The sequence below is a fragment of the Streptomyces sp. NBC_00075 genome (assembly GCF_045041225.1).
Lineage (GTDB): Bacteria > Actinomycetota > Actinomycetes > Streptomycetales > Streptomycetaceae > Streptomyces > Streptomyces adonidis.
Map to the genome: position 1 here is coordinate 6,619,001 of NZ_CP108243.1, position 20,164 is coordinate 6,639,164.

A 20,164-nucleotide genomic window follows, 5' to 3' on the forward strand; every position below is an offset into this window, starting at 1 on the left:
GAACGCCGCAGGGGGCAACCGCCATGACGACAGGTCGGCTCGGGCAGCGAGCCGTGCCGCCGAACGCGGCCTATGCCGGGCAGGTCGTGCACTTCCCGGACCCGGTCCGGGCCACCCGGCACCCGAGAGGGGTGCGGGTCGACGAACACGGCTATCCGGACTTCTCGCTCTACGCGCGTGCGGTGGCGGAGATCGCCGAGCCGCCCGAGGGCTTCGGCGTCGACGAACTGCGGCTGACGGACTACGTGTCGGCGAACGCGGCGCTGGCCGCGTCCGGGCACGAACTGTGGGACACGGTCCCGGCGGTGGCGACGCCGCACGGCTGGACCTGGCACCACGCACCGGGCGGCCGGCGGCTGGAGTTGGTCCCCGTCGAGGTGAAGGCGCTGCTGCGGCACCACGGCGGGATCGCGACCTCGACGGTCGATCAGCACAAGCGCGGTACGCGGCCGTTGCAGGAGACGCGGCCGGCGCACTTCGCGCTGCCGAAGTCGGCGGTCGCGGTGACCGAGCAGCAGGTGCAGGGCGTCGAGGAGGACCTCGGCTACCGCCTGCCGGGGGCCTACCGCTCGTTCCTGAAGGCGGCGGGCGGCTGCGCGCCGGTGGGCGCCGCGCTCGACGCCGAGCTGGGGCTGCTGGTGGACCAGCCGTTCTTCACGGTGCGGGAAGAGGCCGCGGTGAACGACCTCGTGTACGTCAACAAGTGCCTGCGCGACCACCTGACCAAGGACTATCTGTGCGTCGCCTTCGTGCAGGGCGGTCTGCTGGCCGTGAAGGTGAAGGGCGAGCGGCTCGGTTCGGTGTGGTTCTGCGCGTACGACGACGCGCGGGACGTCGATCCGACCTGGCCGCCGGCCGACCGCGTCCAGCGGCTGCTGCTGCCGTGCGGCGACGACTTCGACCAGTTCCTGTCCCGGCTCGCGGGCAATCCGCCGGAGCTGGAGACGGTGGCGAACCTGATGGTGGACGGCGGCTTCGCGCGCGCGGTGCACGTGCCTTCGGCGACTTCGGTGGGGGAGTGATCTGACCGATGGTGACCTTCGCGCAGGCGCAGGAGCGCGCCGAGGAATGGGTCAACGGGGATGTGCCGTCGTACCAGCACCGGGAGGCGCGGGTACGGGAGTTCGAGCTGGGGTTCGTGGTCTGGGCGGAGGACCGCGCCGAGGGTCCGCGTTCGGACGGGGGCGCCCAGCGGCTGGTCCTCGCCCGGGACAGCGGCGAGGCCACGCTGTGGCCCGCGCTGCCGGTGGGCGAGGTGATCCGCCGCTACGAGGAGGAGTACGGCCGTCCGGACGCCGTCGAGGACGCCGTACCGGCGCCTCCGGCGCGGGTCGACCTGAACCAGACGTCGTTCCTGCTGACTCCGCCGGAGTGGTTGCAGGAGGCGGCGGACAAGCTGGGGATCCAGGATCGGCGGGGGGATGCGGGTGCCTCCGGCGGTGACGCGGTTGGGGTGGCGGCCTCGGCTGCGCCCTCGGCGCCTCCGTCGGACGCGGTGCCGCCAGGGGCCACGCCCTGGACGGGGACCGACACGACCAGCGTGGACGCGGGCGAGGACCGCTCCGTACCGCTCCCGGCGACGGTGTTCTCGCCACCGCTGAGCGACGACGACGTTCCGCGCTCGCGGGACGCCTTCGACGGGGCTCCCGGGTCGGCGGGGCCTTTGGGCCCGGCGGGGGCTTCGGGTCCGGCGTACGGCTATCCGCAGGGGGCGAACGGTCCCTCGTACGGCTATCCGCCTCCGGGGCGCGCGCTCGCGCCGAACGCCGGCGACATCGCCGACGCGACGACCAGCAAGGCCCCGCCGCCGCGAGGCGCCCGGGGTGCGGGCACTCCGCCACCGCCGGGCGCACCGGGAACTCCGGGCGCCCGTCCGGGGGTTGCGCCTCCGGCGGCGGGGGGCGGTCCGGGGGGTGCGCCTCCGGTGCCGGGGGCTGGTCCTGCGGGTGGGTATGTGCCCACGCAGTTTGTTTCGGCGCTTGGGTCGGAGGGGGGCGAAGGGGCCGGGGGCGCTGGTGGGCCCGGTGGTGGGTCCAGTGGGTCCGGTGGTGCGGGTTCTGGTGCTGCTGGTGGATCTGGTGGGTTGAATCCGCCGGGTGGCCCGGGGGCCTCGGGCGCTCCGAATACGGCTGGTGGTCCCCACTCGTCCGGCGGTGCGCCTTCTGGTGGTGTTCATCAGGCCGCGACGATGTTCTCCGGTCCTGGTCGGCCCGGTGGGCCGGGTGCGGTTCCGCCCCCGGGTGCCCCCGGTATGCCTGGGCGGCCCGGTGAGCCCGGTGGGGCTCAGCCTTCGGCGGCTCCTGGGGGGCCGGGTGCGCCCCAGCCTCCGGGTACGCCTGGGCGGCTCGGTGTGTCCGGTGTGGCCGGTGCTCCGCAGGCTCCGGGTGCGCCGAATCCGCCTGGTGCTCCTGGTGCTCCCAACTCGCCCGGGGGTGCGCCTCCTGAGGGCGTTCACCAGGCCGCGACGATGTTCGCCGACCCCAAGCAGGGCGGCGGCGCCAACGCGCCCCGTCCGCCGGGTGCCCCTGGCGCTCCGCAGCCTCCGGGTGCCCCCGGCGTGCCCGGTGCGCAAGGCGTACCGTCCGCTCCCGGTGCTCCCGGTGCTCCCGGTGCTCCCGGCGGTTCTGGCGGTTCTGGCGCCCCCGATTCCGTGCATCGGGCCGAGACCATGCTGGCCGGTCCTCCGGTCGGCGCCCCCGGTACGCCTCCGCCGCCTCAGGCTCCCGGTGCACCAGGCGCTCCTGGTCAGCCTGGTGGATCCGGCGCTCCGGGCGCACCGGGCTTCCGTGGGGCTGCGGGCACTGCTGGTGCCCCTGGCTCCCAGGGCGCCCCGGGCTTCTCCGGGGCTCCGGGATCCGCCGGCGCTCCCGGCGCCCCTGGCTTCCGTGGGGCTACTGGCACTCCTGGCTCCCAGGCCCAGAACTCCCAGGCCCAGGGTTCGCAGGGCGCCCCGGGCTTCTCCGGGGCTCCGGGATCCGCCGGCGCTCCCGGCGCACCTGGCTTCCGTGGGGCTACTGGCACTCCTGGCTCCCAGGCCCAGAACTCCCAGGCCCAGGGTTCGCAGGGCGCCCCGGGCTTCTCCGGGGCTCCCGGAACCGCCGGCGCTCCCGGCGCACCTGGCTTCCATGGGGCTCCGGGCACTCCTGGTGCCCCCGGCTCCCAGGGCGCCCCGGCCTTCCCCGGGGCTCCAGGAACCCCCGGTGCCCCAGGCGCCCCCGGCTTCCCGGGTGCTCCGGGCACCCCCGGTTCCCCTGGCGCGCAAAGTGCCCCCGGCCTCCAGGGCACTCCTGGTTTCCCTGGCGTGCCTGGCGCTCAGGGCGCTCCCGGTACCCAGAGCCCTCCCGGTACCCAGGGTGCCCCCGGTACCCAGAGCCCTCCCGGTACCCAGGGTGCCCCCGGTACCCAGAGCCCTCCCGGTGCTCCGGGCACCCCCGGCGCGCCCCCGAGTTCCCCCCAGCCCCCGCCGCCACCCGGTGCCGTACCCCCGCCCCCCGGCGGTCGGTCGGCGCACGGCATGCCCGCACCGGGTGGTCAGCCTGTCGCCGGTATCCCGGCGCCGGGTGGCCAGCCCAACCCCGGCATGCCTGCTCCGGGCGGTCAGTCCGCCCCTGGCACACCCACCCCCGGTGGTCAGTCCGCCCCCGGTATGCCCGCGCCCGGCGGTCGGCCCGCCTCCGGATTCGCAGCACCCGGAATGGCGCCCCCCGGCCCCGCCGCCCCCGCCCAGTCGGCGCCCGGGATGCACGCCCCTGGCGCGCCCACCCCTGGGTTCCCGCCACCCCCTGCCCCCAACCTCTCCGCGCCCCCGCCCGCCCCCTCCTACGGCTACCCCCCGCCCGGTCAGCCCACCGTCGGCCCCGGTTATCAGGCCGTTCTTCGCTACCGCGCCCCCGACGGGTCGGAGCAGCAGCTGATTCGGCGGTCCGCGCCGGGGACGCCGCATCCGGAGTGGCAGATCTTTCATGAGTTGCGGGCGATGAACATCCCGCCGGATCAAGTCCTCGAACTCCACACCGAGTTGGAGAGCTGCGAGCTGCCGGGGGCCTACTGCGCGCGCATGATCCGCGAGCAGTGGCCGAACGCCCGGATCACGAGCATCGCCCCCTACGGCACCGACCACGCGAGCCGTCAGCAGGGCATGGCCCAACTCCTCGCGCACCAGGGCGAGTTGCACCAGGTCGCGGACGGGCCCGCGCGACCCGGGCCCGTACGCGCGCCCCTCCCGCCCATCCAGCCCGCGCCGCCGATCCCGCCGGAGGCGGTCGCGCAGGAGCTGGCCGGCGCGTTCGGGCCGGGGGTCTTCCGGTTCGACCAGGCCGCGGTGTCGCGGCAGGGCGTGCCGCCGATCGTGGCGCACACCCTGGTCGTCGCCGGGCTGCCCGCCGACATGGGGCCGTTCTTCTGGGCGCAGGCCCAGCCGGGGCGGCCGGTACCGACGCTCGCCGAGCTGGCGCAGGAACGCGGGGTGCGGCCGGCGTCGGACGCGGGCTCGTACCTCGTCATGGGCAGCGACTTCGGCAAGGCGATCTGCGTGCAGTACGGCACCGCCAACATCGTCGCCGTGCCCGTGGAGCCGGGACCGGGCGGCGCACCCGTACCGCCGCAGTTCGTGAACACCGGCCTGCCCGAGTTCGCGCGCTGTCTCGCCCTGCTGGGCCGTATGTGGCGGCTGCGCTACGGCCTGAACCAGGAGCAGGCGGGCCGCTGGACCGTCGACTTCCAGGCCCAGCTCGCCTCCCTCGACCCGGCGGCGCTCGGCTCGCCGGAGAGCTGGTGGTCGGTGCTGCTCGAGCAGATGTGGGACGGGTTGCTGTAGTTCCAGAGCCGTTCCAGGAAGGGAGGGGTGGGTGACCGTACGGTCACCCACCCCCTCCCTTCCGTATGCCGAGATACGGACCGTGACCCTGCCCGGAGTGTCGCGTTAGGCACATTTCGTCCCAATCCATCAAGATATGCGCGAAATCATTACTTCGTACGTGGAGAGGGGTTGCAGGATGAGCAACGCAGCGACGTCGCACGGTTTCGGGGCCGGACGGGGGCGTGGTTACCGGCCCGATCAGGTCGACGCGTACGCCGCCGCGCTCTCCGCGGAGCGGGACGCCGCCTGGGAGCGGGCCGCGCGGCTGACCGTGCTGGCCCGGCAGATGGGCGCCGAGTCGGAGCGGCTGCGGGAGGTCGTCGCGGGGCTCGCTCCGCAGACGTACGACAGCCTCGGCGAACGCGCCCGCCGGCTCTGGGAGTTGGGCGCCGAGGAGGCCGGCGCCGTGCGGGAGCGGGGGCGCAGCGAGGCGCGGCAACTGGTCGCGGCGGCCGAGGCCCGCGCGGACGCCCTGCGGGAGGGCGCCGAGGCCGCCGCCCAGGCCGTACGCGCCGAGGCCGACGAACGCGCCCGGCACCGGCTGCTCGCCGCCCGCGCCGAGGCCGACGAGATCCGGATCGGCGCCCGGCGGGACATCAAGGAGGGGCGCGGGGAGGCGCTGGCCGCGCTGCGCGAGATGCGGGCGCGGACCTCGGGGCTGCTCGCCGAGCAGGAGAAGGAGTATGCGGAGAGGTGGGCCGCGGAGGAGCGGCTCGCCGGCGAGCGTGAAGTCGCCCTGGACGCACGGCACATGGACCGCGTGACGGCCGCCGAGGCCGCGCTGTCGGAGGCGAAGCGGGCCTTCGCGGACGCCGAGGAGTCGGTCGGGCGCATCGAGGACGACGCCCGGATCCACGCCGCCGAGATCCTCACCGAGGCCCGCGTCCAGGAGGACCGCATCGCCCGCGAGACGGAGCGCGTGCTGCGGGAGCACGGCGAGGAGTGGGACGACGTACAGGCCCACATGGACCACGTACGCAGCAGCCTGACCACGCTCACGGGGCGGGCGGCGGCCGAATAGGACGTCCGCGCGGGGGAGGGGGAAGGTGGAAAGGTTGGGATGAAGTATGTCCAACCGGCCTCCCGATAGCCCGGCTTGGGCCATGATGTACCCACTCGTCGTGGTGTTAAGGGGAGTCAAGGGGGAAGCCACATGAGTGAGGCCGAGGCCGAGAGACCCGCACCGGTGCGGGTGTTCATCTCGTACGCGCACGGCAACCCGATCCATGCCGATCAGGTCAGGGAGTTCTGGCGTTTCCTGCGCGCGTGCGGGATCGACGGCGAGTTCGACCTGATCGCCGACGAACGCCGCCAGGACTGGGCGCGGTGGATGCTGCGCGGCATCAGGGACAGCCGGTATGTGATTGTCGTGGCCTCCCCGGAGTACAGACGCCGGGCCGAAGGCGATGCCACGGCGGGTGAAGGCATGGGCGTGCAGTGGGAAGCCCGGCTGTTACGGAGTTTCGTCTATGAAGACCCCGACGCCGCTCTGGAGCGGATCATCCCCGTCGTCCTGCCCGGCGGTTCCCCCGACGACCTGCCCGCCTGGCTGGGCGGTCGCACTCACACGCAGTACTCCGTCGAGGAGTTCACGGTCGCGGGCGCGGAGCGGCTGCTGCGGCTGCTGACCGGGCAGCTGTACGAGACGGCGCCGGAGCTGGGGCAGGTGCCTGTGCTGCCGTCTCGCGATCAGGCGGCGGCGCAGGGAATGCCGGCAGCACAGGGGGCAGGGGCCGGACGGGCGCCGATGGTGCTGGCCGCACCGGTCGTCGAGCCGGCACCCGTTCCGCCCGAGCAACCGCCTCCCGCGGCCTTCGGGTTCCCCGAAAAGCAGGCTCTGACCCAAGCTCTGCTGGCCTGCGAGGCGCTGCACCGACTGGCCAACCGGCATGACCTGCTGGACCGGATGGGTGAGATCTTGGGCCGCGGCCATGCGTTCTCGGTCTCCGAGAGCCCCGATGCGCGGACGCATCTGCGGGCACTCGTCAACAGCATCAGTCGCACCCTCGCCCGCGACACCACGCTGAAGGCCCTGTACCTGGCCCTCGCGGAAATCGCGCCGCCCGACACCGACGTCGGTACCGAGCGAGTACGGGTTCTGCTCGTTGCTTCGGGTCTGGTTCTCGGGGAGGGGTAGATGAGCCGCTGGCGCTGGCTGTCAGGACGACGCTCCGCAGAGTACGGAGCCCATCCCCGTGCGCGGCGGAAGGTGAACCGACTGCTGACGGCGATCCTGGTCGACATACCGGCGCTGCAGACGAAGGCCGGCCGTGAGAGGTTGCTCAGGGATGCCGGCGGCCCACTCTTGGGAAACACGGCCGAGAGCGACGTCGCCCGTGACCACCTGATGACCATCGTCGACGCCGCCCGACGCACCGGGGCGCTGAAGTCGCTGCGGGACGCACTGCTGGAAGACCAGCCGGACGACATCGGTGCCGCGTGGTTCGACCTCGCGGTCACGGTGCTGACGACGGCGAACGGCGCGCTGTCTTCCCGTGACATGTTCGCTCTCATCGGTGAACTGCGCCTCTCTCCACAGGAGTTCGGGCAAGGGTCGATCTCCGCCTTCACATCTGAGCGCCGGGCGGCCGGCCGCCCGCTGGACATCGGTTCCCTCCCTCAGGTGCTGATGCGGCTCTACGACGCACAGGAGAATGTCGCCGAACGGCTCACGGACATACGGCGCTTCCTTCGGCTCCTGAGCAAGGAGCCTGTGGAGCAGGGGCAGGGCGATGGGCTCGCCGGATTGTTCGAGCGCGTGCTCGGCCGCGATGCAGTTGGTGCCGCCCCCGCCCCCGTGTGCCTCGTCGGCCTGGCGGACGCGGAGCGGCAGGTGATCATCCAGGTACGGGTCGAGGAGGAGGGCCCGCCGAGCAACCTGCCGTACACCAGGCGCCGTTACTCCATGCGCGGTTTCTACTACGAGCGCACCGGCTACGCCCAGCCGGTCTTCCGGGGCACGCGGCCCGCGTCCGGCGTGTTCACCGGCGATGAACTGGAGCGCCACGGCCGGGAGTTCCTGGCCACCTGGCGGGAACCGATGGAGGCAGGCAGGGACGTGAGCAAGCGGGTGGAGTTCCTGCTGCCGCATTCGCTGCTCGGCCTTCCGGCCGAGCTGTGGCCCGGTGGCCCCAACGGGGTTCCGTTGAGCCGCAGTTGCCAGGTCGTCGTGCGTTCCCTGCCTCGCTACCAGGACAGTTCGATCCACCGTGAGTGGATCCGCCGTTGGGAAAGGCTCGACCGTGACTGCCTTCCGGGCAACGCGCTGGACCGCATCGGCTGGATGGGCCCCTGCGCCACCGAGGACGAGGTGAACTCCCCGACCACGCAAGGGAACTGGCCCGTCGGCAAGTATCCGCCCCTGAGGCTGACCGACTCCGGAGAGGTGGAGGACTGGCTGCGGAACAACGCCGACCTGGCCTGCGTGGGCCTGGGCACCGCATACGACGACCACGATCCCCTCATCCGGGAGGCGGTGTGCGCCGCCCTGCTGGAGGACGGCATCCCTGTCATGGTCTGGCGGCGCGACATGGGCGACCCGTGTCTGCTGCTGGCTGCACTACGCGAGAGCGAACCGCCCTCCTTGCTGGCCGACCTGCCGCACAGCGTGCACCAGGCGCGCAGGCGCGACCGTGCCGACAAGCTGGCTCTCAGCCACCACATCACCCTGCTGTGGGACGACCCGACCTGCGTCCACAGCGACCAGGACCACCAGATGACCGGTACCCGCGGGGCCGGCGAAGGAGCGGCATGACGCAGCGCCAGGACTGGTGGGTGTACGAGGGCACCGGGACCCCGCACGACGGCATCCGCCGACTGCCCCCGGCGCCTCCCTGGCGGGCCTTCCGGCACGACGGCACGAGGTCCGCGCCCTTGTACGAGCCGTCGCACGTACCGGCCGACGACGCCGCCGGCCGACGACACCTCGGCCGAGCCTGGCAGGGCGCGGCGTACCAGGCGGGCGAGAAGGAGATCCACCTCGTCAACCTCGCGCTGCATCTGCGCCGGCCGCTGCTGCTGACCGGCAAGCCGGGCACCGGCAAGTCGACCCTCGCGTACGCCGTGGCGCACGAGTTGAAGCTGGGCCCCGTCCTGCGCTGGTCCGTCACCAGCCGTTCCACCCTCAAGGACGGGCTGTACGAGTACGACGCCGTCGGCCGTCTCTACGACGCCGGGCTGCGTAACACCGGTGTCTGCGCGGGCAGCGTTTCGGCAGCCGAACCGCCCGACATCGGCAAGTACCTGTCGCTGGGGCCGTTGGGAACGGCACTGCTGAACTGGCCCCGGCCCCGGGTCCTGTTGATCGACGAGATCGACAAGAGCGACATGGACTTCCCCAACGACCTGCTGAACGTGTTCGAGGAGGGCGAGTTCGCCATTCCCGAACTCGCCCGGCTCGGGGACAGGCCGCAGGAGGTGGTGACCGACGACGGTGAGCGGGCAGTGGTCAGGGGAGGTGAAGTGGCCTGCACCCAATTCCCGTTCGTGGTGCTGACCAGCAACGAGGAGCGCGAGTTCCCGATGGCCTTCCTGCGGCGCTGCATCCGCCTGAAGATCGGGGCGGCCGACCCGGAGCGGCTGGCGGGCATCGTCGCCGCGCATCTCGGAGCACCGGAGGACGTCGCGCCCGAACTCGCCGGCGCTCGCACCGAACTCATCGCCCGGTTCCTCAAGCGGCAGCGGGAGGTGGGGGTGTTGGCCAACGACCAGCTGCTCAACGCCCTGCTCATGGCCGAACGCGGCCTGTGGGGCAGTGAGAAGGGCCAGGCCCTGGTCCTCGACGATCTGCTGCGCCCCCTGGACGGGGGCTGACCCGACGGTGCCGGACGACGACGTTCTCAGGGACGAACTGGCCCGTCTGCTGGAGCCCGGTGGCGAACCGGACACGGCCGACGTCCTGGACGTGCTCTGGATCGCCCGGCTGAGCGGACTCGGCCCAGTGGCCGGGTCGCTCCTCGGTGCCGACCGCGACGCGGCGGCTGCCGCGCCGGCCTCCGACCGGTCGCCGCCGACGGTCCCGGAGCCCGGCCCCGTCCCGGACTCCGGCCCCGTGTCCCCGTCGGCCCGCCTCCATCTGCCGGGCGGGTACGGCGCCGCCCAGGCCGCTACGGGCGGCGCGCACACCATCCGTGTGGCGCAGCCGTCCGCGCTGCCCGACGTCCTGTCCCTCTCCCGGGCCCTGCGGCCCCTGCGCCAGACAGTCGCCTCGACCCGTGTCCGCATCCTGGACACGCAGGCCACGGCAGCTGCCTCCGGTGGCATGGGTCTGCTGTTGCCGGTACTGCGTTCCGCGCCCGAACGCCGGTTCTCCGTCGACCTGTTGATCGACGTCGGCACGACGATGGCGGTCTGGCACCGCCTGGCGGGCGAACTGCGCACGCTGCTCGAACGGCAGGGCGCCTTTGCCGACGTACGCTGCTGGGCGCTGCACACGGACGAGCCCGAGCCGCGCCTCGCCCCCTTCCGCCGGGGCGTGCAGGCCGCGCGGACCACCCGACGGTGGCGGGAGACGCTGGCCGACCCCAGCGGGCGGCGGGTCGTGCTGGTCCTGACGGACGGTGTCGGGCCGGCCTGGTACGGCGGCGAACTGCCTGCCGCGCTCGCGAGGTGGTCGCGGGAACGTCCTGTGGCCGCGCTCCAGGTACTGCCGAGCCGGCTGTGGCACCGCACGGCGCTGCGTACGGTTCCGGCTCGGGCGCGTGGCACGGAGGCGTTCCGCGCGACGATCGAGGTCCGTTCCTCCGGCCCGCTCTCCGGCATCGCCCGCGGTGGCACGGGTAACGCCGACCGGGCGCGGATCAGGTGGCTGCCGGTGCTGGAGGTCTCCGGTGCCTGGCTCGGCCCATGGGCGCGGCTCGTCTCCGGCCGCGCCACGGACTGGACGCCGTTGCGGGCGGCCGCGCTGACAGTGGTGGACCGTCCGCTGTCTCCCCTACGCGCCGATGAGCCCGGCACGCCGGCCGACTGGATCGAACGCTTCGAGGCGGGCTACTCGCCGGAGGCATTCGGCCTGCTGCGGCTGCTGGCCGCCGCTCCGCTCAGCCTGCCGGTGATGCGCCTGGTCCAGCGCACCCAGCTCCCTTCGCTCACGCCCATGCATCTCGCGGAGATCTTCCTCTCCGGGCTTCTGGTCCGCCGTACTCCCGCTGAGCCGGGGGAGGATCCGGACGCGGTGCTGTACGACTTCAGGGCCGGTGTGCGGGAGGCACTGCTTGCGCGGCTGACCCGTACGGAGTCGGTGCGTGTGCTTGAGCAGGTTTACGAGGGTGTGAGCGAGCGCGTGGCGGCGACGCTGGGCGGTGTGAACGACTTCCGGGCGCTGATGGACGCAGGGGCGGGGGGAGGGCTGGGCGGGCTCGAACTGCCCGAGGAAAGCAGGGCGTTCGCGGAGGTCGCGGTGGCGGTGTTCAGGGGGGCGGGCGGGGACTACGGGGACATCGCCGCACGGCTGTCGGTCGGTGGCGCGAAGGCCGCGGTCGGCCTGGCGGAGGCGGTGGACGAGGCGAGGCCACGGGAGCGAGGAGGAGGGCTGTTCCGATGGTGGCCGAGGCGGCCCAGGGCTGAGGCCGAGGCCGTAGGAGAGGGGTCGGCCAGCGGTGGCGTGAAGCCTGTTCATGACGGGACGAGGGTGGCGACCCGGATACCCGTGCTCCCGAAGTCGTACGTCCGACGGGGGGCGACCTCGCATGTCGTGGAGGTGCTGGGCGGGGCCACCCCGGCAGCCGCCTCGGAGTATCCGGTCCGGGACACGACGATGTGCGTGATCGAGGGTGCCCCGGGCGTGGGCAAGACGGCGCTGGCCGTCGGCTGCGCACGGGAACTGGCCGCGGAGTTCACCATGGTCCGGTGGCTCCGCGCCCACTCGCAGGAGAGCCTGGTGGACGATCTCGTCGACCTTGCCGTCGACCTCGGACTTGTTCCGGTCCGCGGCACCACCGACCCCGCCGACCTCCTGGCCGGTCTCCGTACCTATCTGCGCGAGCACCCAGGCTGGCTGTTGATCTGCGACGGTGTCACCCGGGAAGCTCTCGCCTCCCCCCAGTTGGATCTCCGGCTGTGGTCACCGCTGACGGGGTACGGCAGCGTGCTGGTGACCCTGTCCGAGGGGGCACACTGGGAGGCCGGGCCGTACGAGACGGTGACCCTGGATGATTTCAGCCCCTCTTCGGCGACGGTTTACCTTCACTCCGCACTCGCTCGGGAGCGCGGAGAACTGTGGAACCTGGACAGCGTATTGACCGATCTGGTCGAAGTGGTGGGGACGAGGCCGCTCGACCTGGCCGTGATCGTGTCGGCGATCAAGAACAGCGACTCCCCGGTCGACATCCATGTCCAGAGCATGCTGCTGGACCGAACGGATACCAGCAGGTTCCTGAGATCCCTGGTCTGGATCACCCAAAGCGGCACCTTCCTCGGTACGGGGGTCGCTGTGCGACCTGACGCGGTACTCACCGCCACCGCCGTCGACCTGGAGTCCGGCCTCCTCCAGGTCCATCAGGAGGGCGGCCAGGTGTATGACGTGTCCAGCTGCTCAACCCAACACCTCGATGCCCCGGGGCTTTTCTTGCTGATGCTGGCGGATGCCGTTCTCCCACCAGTTTTTCTTGCCCACCCCGAGACCGGTGCGGACGCCGTCGCGGTGTGGCACTCCCCGCCCGGGCGCGGCTGGACGACGGCACCGGGAATCCGGCTTCGCCCCGGCTCCGCAGCGGTGGACACCCTTCCTGAGGGAACGGCATTGATCGACTCGGCCGGAAGTCTGCGTTCCCTGGTCACGGCAACCACCGAAGGCGTGATGGTGGCGATCGACGTCACGCCGGGTCTCGTCAACAGGTTGGCGGCGAGGTTCGAAGGAAGACGTGTCCAAGCCCGCGTCCGGGAACCCACGGTGCCACGCTCGCCGCGGCAAGCGCCGTACTTCTATCTGAGCTACGCCCGTACGCCTTCGTGGTCTGCCGGGGAGCGCATCCTGGTGCAGCGCTTCTTCACGGATCTGAGCAGGAATATTTCGGAACTGACCGCGTCCCGGGAGCCGGTCGTCGGCTTTCTGGACGAAAACCTGCCGTTGGGATCGAATTGGCAGGAAGAGATGAGACTCGCACTGGCCAGTGCCCGAGTGCTGGTGCCGCTCTACTCACGCCACTATTTCAACAGCACGTGGTGTGGCATGGAATGGGATGCCTTCGGCCGGCGCCACCAGCGGGATCGCCGCGGCACAACCCATGAGAGGCCGGCGGTCGTGCCCGTTCTCTGGACCGTCGCTGAGGAAATGCGGCTACCGCCGGTTGCCGAGCGCTTGCCGTACATCGACCCGCGTGATGTCAGCAGGTACTCCCGGGAGGGGGTCAAGGGTCTGTTGGAATCAGGGAAGCGCAGCGCCCAGTACCGGCACGTGGTGAAGCAGATCGCGGAAGCCGTTGTCGAGGTGGCTGAGACGACCCACCTGAGTCCCTACGACGTCAGCCTGCTCGACGACCTGCGCAACGTCTTCGAGGACCCCGAGCAGGACTGACAGCCCTTCTTGCCCACGGCGCGGACGCCATCCGGGCGGGCGCAGAGAAGATGAGGGCGGTGCTGTGCCTGTCGGTGCCCGAGACACCGCGCCCGCAACAGGAGATGCTCACGCCCTTACTCCTTCAGCACTGGGAACTTGCGCGGCGCCAGCACCAGCAGCGCCAAGAACGCCAGCGCCGCCGCTCCCGCCGCGCCGAAGTACACCGCGTGCACCGCGTCCGCGATGGCCCGTCGGGTTGCCTCCGGTGCGGCGGTCGAGTCCAACGCCCTTGTCACCGAGTCCAGGTCGCTCGCGCCGCCCAGCCGGGACGCCAGTACGCCGTTGGCGACCGCGCCGAACAGGGCCGCGCCGATCGTCTGGCCGGTCTGGCGGCAGAAGAGGACCGACGCCGTCGCCGTACCCCGTTCCGACCAGCCGACCGTCGACTGGACGCCGATGATCAGGGGGAGTTGGAAGAGGCCGAGGGCGCCGCCGAGCAGCAGCATCAGGAGGGTGGGCTGCCAGGCGGAGCCGGGGTACGGGAGGAAGGGGAACGCCAGCAGGATCAGGGTCGCCGTGCCGATGCCGAGCATCGCCGTGTTGCGGAAGCCGATCCTGCGGTACACGTGCTGGCTCAGTGCCGCCGACACCGGCCAGCTCAACGTCCATACGGACAACACGAATCCGGCCGCTATCGGGGCCAGGCCGAGCACCGACTGGGCGTACGTCGGCAGGAACACCGTGGGGGCCACCATCAGCAGACCCAGCGCGCCCAGCGCCAGGTTGACCGCCGCGATCGTGGGGCGCCGCCACACCCACCCGGGGATGATCGGCTCCGCCGCCCGCCGTTCGATCACCACCACGAGGAACACCAGCGCAAGTCCCGTACCGAAGAAGGCGGTTGACGGCGCCGACAGCCAGGGCCAGGCCACGCCGCCCTGGACGAGGGCCGTCAGCAGGACGCCGCCGCACGCGAACACCGCGAGCGCGCCCGCCCAGTCGATGCGCGGGCGGGGGCCGGAGGTGTCGCGCTGGGGTTCGTGGAGGTGGCGGGCCAGGAGCCACATCGCGACCGCGCCGACGGGGAGGTTGACGAGGAAGATCCAGCGCCAGTCTGCGTAGGCCGCCAAAACTCCGCCGACCGCGGGGCCCGCCACCGCCGAGGTCGCCCAGACTGTGGACAACTTCGCCTGGATCCGGGGGCGTTGTTCGAGTGGGTAGAGGTCTGCGGCGAGTGTCTGGACCGTGCCCTGGAGGGCGCCGCCGCCCAGGCCCTGGATGACGCGGAAGGCGATGAGCGCTGCCATGTTCCAGGCCAGCGCGCAGAGGAGGGAGCCGAGGAGGAACAGGGCCGCGCCCGCGATCAGGACCGGTTTGCGGCCGAAGGTGTCGGAGAGCTTGCCGTACACGGGCAGGGTGACGGTGACGGCGAGCAGATAGCCCGAGAACAGCCAGGAGAAGACGGAGAAGCCGCCGAGGTCGCCGACGATCTGCGGTACGGCGGTCGAGACGATCGTCGAGTCGAGCGCGGCCAGCGCCATCGCGAGCATGAGCGCGGCGACGACGGCTCCCCGCTTCTCGGTGGCGGCACCGGTGCCCTGGGCGGCCTTGCGTATCGCGGGTTTCGTACGGCGACTGCTGCCCACCGGGTTCCTTTCCCCCTGCATCTATCTGCCGCTGACCACTGTGCCACTTGACCCGCACACGGCAACCCCGAGACGTGCTCCTCCGGAGGGGGGACAGCCCCTAGGGGGACCTCCCCAGTTCGGCTCGGGGAGGGTTCGTACCGGCGGAGGACGAGATGGGGCCCCGGCCGTCCTTAACCTGGCTTTATGCCGCTGAAGGGCGGTGTGCAGGACCTCCGGGGGTGGGGTTTTCCCCCGCAGAAGACTGCGCTGGGCGTCAGAGACCCGGACCCCCTCCCGACAGCAGACTCATACACGTACCGAAGAGCGGCAACGCACAACCGGCCGCTACCGGGCAACCGGCCACCACCGGGCTACTACCGGGCATCAGTGCGGCTTCGCACTGACCGACTTAGGAGACATACCGTGACATCGGCTGTGACCATCACCAGGCACGGGGGCACTGGCGGGCGTACGGCCGTTGCCGCGCGGGCGCGGCAGGTCGTGAAGGCGTACGGGTCCGGTGAGACCCGCGTCGTCGCCCTGGACCATGTGGACGTGGACATCGCGCGGGGACAGTTCACCGCGATCATGGGCCCCTCGGGGTCCGGCAAGTCCACCCTCATGCACTGCCTCGCCGGGCTCGACACCGTGACCAGCGGGCAGATCCACCTCGACGAGACCGAGATCACCGGTCTCAAGGACAAGAAGCTGACCCAACTGCGCCGGGACCGGGTCGGGTTCATCTTCCAGGCGTTCAACCTGCTGCCGACGCTCAGCGCGTTGGAGAACATCACGCTTCCCATGGACATCGCCGGGCGCAAGCCGGACAAGGGGTGGCTGGCGCAGGTCGTGGAGACGGTCGGGCTGAAGGACCGGCTCAAGCACCGGCCCAACCAGCTCTCCGGCGGTCAGCAGCAACGCGTCGCCGTGGCACGGGCGTTGGCCGCGCGGCCCGAGATCATCTTCGGTGACGAGCCGACCGGAAACCTCGACTCCCGTGCGGGTGCTGAGGTGTTGGGCTTCCTGCGGCGCTCGGTGGACGAGCTGGGGCAGACCATCGTCATGGTCACGCACGACCCGGTGGCCGCCTCGTACGCGGACCGTGTCCTGTATCTCGCCGACGGACGGATCGTCGACGAGATGTTCCGGCCGACCGCCGACACCGTCCTCGACCGCATGAAGGACTTCGACGCGCGGGGGCGTACGTCATGACTGTGCTGAAGACCTCGATGCGCAACTTCTTCGCGCACAAGGGCCGGATGGCCCTCTCGGCGGTGGCCGTGATGCTGTCGGTGGCGTTCGTGTGCGGGACCCTCGTCTTCACGGACACCATGAACACGACGTTCGACAAGCTCTTCGCCGCCACCTCGGCCGACGTCACGGTCTCCCCTAAGGCGGCCAAGAGCGACGGCAGTACCCCGCAGAACGGGGTTCCCGAGTCCCTGCCGGCCTCCGTGCTGGCGAAGGCCCAGCAGGCCCAGGGCGTCAAGTCGGCGGAGGGCGCGGTCAGTTCGATGAACGTGACCGTCGTCGACAGCGACAACGAGAACATGGGGTCCAGCACCGGCGCCCCGACCATCGCGGGCAACTGGACGCGCAACGACCTGCGTTCGATGGAGATCACCAGCGGTCACGCACCGCGCGGGCCCACCGAGGTGATGGTCGACGCCGACACCGCCGACAAGCACCACCTGAAGATGGGCGACGAGCTTCGTACCATCGCGCAGACCGGCGACATCAAGGCGCGGATCGTCGGCATCGCCACGTTCAAGGTGACCAACCCCGGTGCCGCCGTCGTCTACTTCGACACGGCCACCGCACAGCGCGAACTCCTGGGCGCCACAGGGCGGTTCACCCAGCTCAACGTGACGGCGGCGAGCGGGGTCACCGACGCCGAGTTGAAGCAGAACGTCACCGACACCCTTACCGCGACCGGTGTGTTCAAGGTGCAGACGCAGAAGGAGTTCTCCGACGAGAGCCGTGAGGGCGTCGGCGAGTTCATGAACGTCATCAAGTACGCCATGCTCGGCTTCGCCGGGATCGCGTTCCTGGTCGGCATCTTCCTGATCATCAACACCTTCTCGATGCTGGTCGCGCAGCGCACCCGCGAGATCGGCCTGATGCGGGCGATCGGTTCCTCCCGCAAGCAGGTCAACCGGTCCGTGCTGGTGGAGGCGCTGCTGCTCGGCTTCGTCGGGTCCGTCCTCGGCGTCGGCGCGGGGGTCGGCATCGCGGTCGGCCTGATGAAGCTGATGTCGATGGCCGGCATGAACCTCTCCACCGACGATCTGACGATCAAGACGGCCACCCCGGTGATCGGCCTGGTCCTCGGTGTCGTCGTCACCGTCCTCGCCGCCTACCTCCCGGCCCGCCGCGCGGGCAAGGTCTCCCCGATGGCCGCACTCCGCGACGCCGGCACCCCGGCGGACGGCAGGGCGGGCGTGGTGAGGGGCCTGATCGGCCTGGCCCTGACGGGCGCGGGCGGCTACGCCCTCTACCTGGCCGCCACCGCCGACAAGGCGAAGGACGGCTCGCTGGTCCTCGGCGCGGGCATCGTGTTCACGCTCATCGGATTCGTGATCATCGGCCCGGTGCTCGCGGGCGGTGTCGTACGGGTGCTCAGCGCCGTACTGCTGCGGGGCTTCGGCCCCGTCGGTCGCCTGGCCGAGCGCAACGCGCTGCGCAACCCGCGCCGTACGGGTGCCACGGGGGCGGCCCTGATGATCGGCCTGGCCCTGGTCGCCTGTCTGTCGGTGGTCGGCTCGTCGATGGTGGCCTCGGCGACCGATGAACTCGACAAATCGGTCGGCACGGACTTCATCGTCGAGGGCAACCAGCGGATCGTGCCGCAGGCGGAGAAGGCGATGCAGAACTCGCCCGGCCTGGCCCACGTCACCCGCTACAAGGAGGTCGAGGTCACCCTGACCCCGCCCGGCGGCAAGGCCGAGAAGACCGAACTGACCGCCGCCGACCCGACGTACGCCTCCGATCTGCGCCGCGCCACCACCTCGGGCACGCTGACCGCCGCGTACGGCAAGGACGCCATGTCGGTGGGCTCCGGCTACGCCAAGGAGCACGGCGTGAAGGTCGGCGACACGATGACCGTCGCCTTCAAGGGCGGCTCGACGGCGAAGCTCAAGGTCGCCGCCGTCACGGACGACGACGTGGCGATCGACAAGGGCGCGCAGTACCTGTCCATCGCGACGATGGAGAAGTACCTGCCGGCCGACAAGATCCCGCCGAACGACCTGATGTTCGCCAAGGCGGAGAAGGGCCAGGAGAAGGAGGCGTACGCCGCTCTGAAGAAGGCACTCGACCCCTACCCGCAGTACCAGGTCCGCGACCAGACCGACTACAAGCAGGAACTGAAGGACCAGATCGGCCAGCTCCTGAACATGGTCTACGGGCTCCTCGCCCTGGCGATCGTGGTGGCGGTCCTGGGAGTCGTCAACACCCTGGCCCTGTCGGTGGTGGAGCGGACCCGGGAGATCGGCCTGATGCGGGCGATCGGCCTGTCGCGGCGCCAGCTGCGCCGGATGATCCGCCTGGAGTCCGTGGTGATCGCCCTCTTCGGCGCACTGCTGGGGCTCGGCCTGGGGATGGGCTGGGGCGCGACCGCCCAGCAACTGCTCGCCCTGGAGGGCCTGAAGGTCCTGGAGATTCCGTGGATGACGATCGGCGGCGTGTTCGCCGGGTCGGCCTTCGTGGGGCTGTTCGCGGCGCTGGTGCCGGCGTTCCGGGCGGGGCGGATGAACGTACTGAACGCGATCGCGACCGACTAGCCGATCGGCCACCCCGAGCGGGGGCTACGGGGAACGGGGGAACAGGGGGAGACGGGGGAGCGGCGGCCCCGGTGAGCGTGCTCGACGCTCACCGGGGCCGCCGCCTGCCGTGTCCGGGATGGGGGCGGGGTTCGTGGGTAAATGGGGGGCGTGGACAGCTTGGGCAACGTGGAGAGCGCAGGGCCCGTGGCGCAGCCGATGCCGGCCGTGCTGCGCTCACGGCAGGAACTGCTCGGGCCGGAGGCGGATCTGCCCATCACCGACTCCGGGGTCCGCTACAGCATGGCCCAGTCGCTGGCCTGGCTGGACGCCGACCATTTCGCGGTGGGCTGCTGGGACGGCACCCTGCGCGTCTTCGCGTTCACGACGTCCGTCACCGACGGCCCGCTCATCAACCGGTCCGTCAACAGCCCGGCGGCGCAGGGCGTGCGGATGGTGGCGCGGCTCCCGGGCCGGTCGCTCGTCTCCTCCAACGACGACCGCTCGGTGGCCCTCTGGCACGCTCCCGGCGACGGCTGGAGCGGCCTCGCACTGGCGGGTACGTTCGCCCACGACCCCTCCTTAGGGGCTGCCACCAGCGGATACGCGGTCCGCGCGGGCGCCACCGGGAGCCTGGTCGTGGGGCACAGCAGCGGTTTCCTCTCCGTGTGGGCCCACGATCCGGAGCGCCGCCGGCTGACCTTCCTGCGCTCGGTGGACCTGCGGAATCCCGCGCCGGTGAACCCCTGGGGGCTGCACGACATCAACGCCGTCGACAAGGTGACGGACTCGCCCCGGGTGGCCCGGGTGGTCACGGGCTCCGAGGACGGTTACGTCTGCGTGGTGGAGATCCCGTCCGGGGAGATCCTGTCCCAGCGGGTCTTCAACCCCGAGGCGCAGCGCGGCATCAACGACCTCGGGGTACGCGACGGAGCGCTCCTCGTCGCCAACTGCTCCGTCGGCCCGTCGGACTCCAACCTCTGGTACTACACGCTGGACCGGAAGAACTGGACGTTCGAACTCCGGGACCGGGCCAATCTGATCATCGACAGTGCCCGGCCCCAGGCCTTCAACTTCAACACCGTCTGGGGGGCCTACTCCGGCGGGCCGTGCTGGTTCGCCTCCACGGAGGAGGGCGCCCTGTGGATGGGTACGGCCGACACCGGCATCGAGGTCATCGGCCGCCGCGAGGTCACCAACCCGCTCGGCTCCGCGCTGGGCTGGACCGCCCCGGGACGGCTCGCCATGGTCGCGTACGACCCGCGTGAATTCACCACCTGAGCCGATCACCTGACCGACGCCCGGTGACGGTGGGGCGGGCGTTGTCCACAGGCACGGCGCGGGCGGGCGCGGCGACGTACGCTGGAGACCCCCCGGCCCGTCGTACGAGGCCGGGTGTTCGCGTTGCCCACCCCTGACGAAC

Annotated in this window: 11 protein-coding genes; 10 read left to right on the plus strand and 1 reads right to left on the minus strand. The window is 71.4% G+C overall.

What is annotated here, in order from left to right; translation table 11 throughout:
- Nucleotides 1-23 precede the first annotated feature (23 nt).
- The 7 genes from OG787_RS28990 to OG787_RS29020 all read left to right on the plus strand — a co-directional run bounded on the left by OG787_RS28990 (nucleotide 24) and on the right by OG787_RS29020 (nucleotide 13,370).
- The gene (locus OG787_RS28990) at nucleotides 24-1,022 is read left to right on the plus strand and encodes an SMI1/KNR4 family protein (protein WP_405537016.1); all 999 of its coding nucleotides are present in this window, start codon (nucleotides 24-26) and stop codon (nucleotides 1,020-1,022) included.
- Nucleotides 1,023-1,030: 8 nt separating this feature from the next.
- Nucleotides 1,031-4,816 (plus strand): SUKH-4 family immunity protein, encoded by a 3,786-nt coding sequence (locus tag OG787_RS28995; protein ID WP_405537017.1) that lies wholly within the window; start codon nucleotides 1,031-1,033, stop codon nucleotides 4,814-4,816.
- Nucleotides 4,817-4,994: 178 nt separating this feature from the next.
- Nucleotides 4,995-5,879, plus strand: coding sequence for a cellulose-binding protein (locus OG787_RS29000; RefSeq protein ID WP_405537018.1), 885 nt, complete (start codon nucleotides 4,995-4,997; stop codon nucleotides 5,877-5,879).
- Nucleotides 5,880-6,011: 132 nt separating this feature from the next.
- Nucleotides 6,012-6,995: a TIR domain-containing protein gene (locus OG787_RS29005; protein WP_405537019.1), complete on the plus strand. Its 984-nt coding sequence runs from the start codon at nucleotides 6,012-6,014 to the stop codon at nucleotides 6,993-6,995.
- On the plus strand, nucleotides 6,996-8,612 hold the full coding sequence (locus OG787_RS29010; protein WP_405537021.1) for a hypothetical protein: 1,617 nt from the start codon (nucleotides 6,996-6,998) through the stop codon (nucleotides 8,610-8,612). It begins immediately after the preceding gene.
- Nucleotides 8,609-9,670 carry an AAA family ATPase gene (locus OG787_RS29015; RefSeq protein ID WP_405537022.1) on the plus strand — a complete coding sequence of 354 codons (1,062 nt, stop codon included), beginning with the start codon at nucleotides 8,609-8,611 and terminating at the stop codon, nucleotides 9,668-9,670. Before OG787_RS29010 ends, OG787_RS29015 begins: the two co-directional genes overlap by 4 nt.
- 7 nt (nucleotides 9,671-9,677) lie before the next feature.
- Nucleotides 9,678-13,370: a TIR-like protein FxsC gene (locus OG787_RS29020; RefSeq protein WP_405537023.1), complete on the plus strand. Its 3,693-nt coding sequence runs from the start codon at nucleotides 9,678-9,680 to the stop codon at nucleotides 13,368-13,370.
- Nucleotides 13,371-13,486: 116 nt separating this feature from the next.
- Here OG787_RS29020 and OG787_RS29025 read toward each other — a convergent pair whose 3' ends face one another.
- Nucleotides 13,487-15,019: an MFS transporter gene (locus OG787_RS29025; RefSeq protein ID WP_405537024.1), complete on the minus strand. Its 1,533-nt coding sequence runs from the start codon at nucleotides 15,017-15,019 to the stop codon at nucleotides 13,487-13,489.
- Nucleotides 15,020-15,403: 384 nt separating this feature from the next.
- Between OG787_RS29025 and OG787_RS29030 the strand changes: the two genes are divergently transcribed.
- From OG787_RS29030 to OG787_RS29040, 3 genes are all read left to right on the plus strand, one after another.
- Nucleotides 15,404-16,192: an ABC transporter ATP-binding protein gene (locus OG787_RS29030; protein ID WP_369035471.1), complete on the plus strand. Its 789-nt coding sequence runs from the start codon at nucleotides 15,404-15,406 to the stop codon at nucleotides 16,190-16,192.
- Nucleotides 16,189-18,762 carry an ABC transporter permease gene (locus OG787_RS29035; protein ID WP_405537025.1) on the plus strand — a complete coding sequence of 858 codons (2,574 nt, stop codon included), beginning with the start codon at nucleotides 16,189-16,191 and terminating at the stop codon, nucleotides 18,760-18,762. The genes OG787_RS29030 and OG787_RS29035 overlap by 4 nt, the downstream gene beginning before the upstream one ends.
- Nucleotides 18,763-18,912: 150 nt before the next feature.
- Nucleotides 18,913-20,022, plus strand: a complete 1,110-nt coding sequence (locus OG787_RS29040; protein ID WP_405537026.1) for a hypothetical protein — start codon at nucleotides 18,913-18,915, stop codon at nucleotides 20,020-20,022.
- Nucleotides 20,023-20,164: the final 142 nt, after the last annotated feature.

Excerpts from the sequence above, each read along its gene's own strand:
- OG787_RS28990 (WP_405537016.1), top strand. The coding sequence starts at position 24 with ATGACGACAGGTCGGCTCGGGCAGCGAGCCGTGCCGCCGAACGCGGCC.
- OG787_RS28995 (WP_405537017.1), top strand. The coding sequence starts at position 1,031 with ATGGTGACCTTCGCGCAGGCGCAGGAGCGCGCCGAGGAATGGGTCAAC.
- OG787_RS29000 (WP_405537018.1), top strand. The coding sequence starts at position 4,995 with ATGAGCAACGCAGCGACGTCGCACGGTTTCGGGGCCGGACGGGGGCGT.
- OG787_RS29005 (WP_405537019.1), top strand. The coding sequence starts at position 6,012 with ATGAGTGAGGCCGAGGCCGAGAGACCCGCACCGGTGCGGGTGTTCATC.
- OG787_RS29010 (WP_405537021.1), top strand. The coding sequence starts at position 6,996 with ATGAGCCGCTGGCGCTGGCTGTCAGGACGACGCTCCGCAGAGTACGGA.
- OG787_RS29015 (WP_405537022.1), top strand. The coding sequence starts at position 8,609 with ATGACGCAGCGCCAGGACTGGTGGGTGTACGAGGGCACCGGGACCCCG.
- OG787_RS29025 (WP_405537024.1), bottom strand. The coding sequence starts at position 15,019 with ATGCAGGGGGAAAGGAACCCGGTGGGCAGCAGTCGCCGTACGAAACCC.
- OG787_RS29035 (WP_405537025.1), top strand. The coding sequence starts at position 16,189 with ATGACTGTGCTGAAGACCTCGATGCGCAACTTCTTCGCGCACAAGGGC.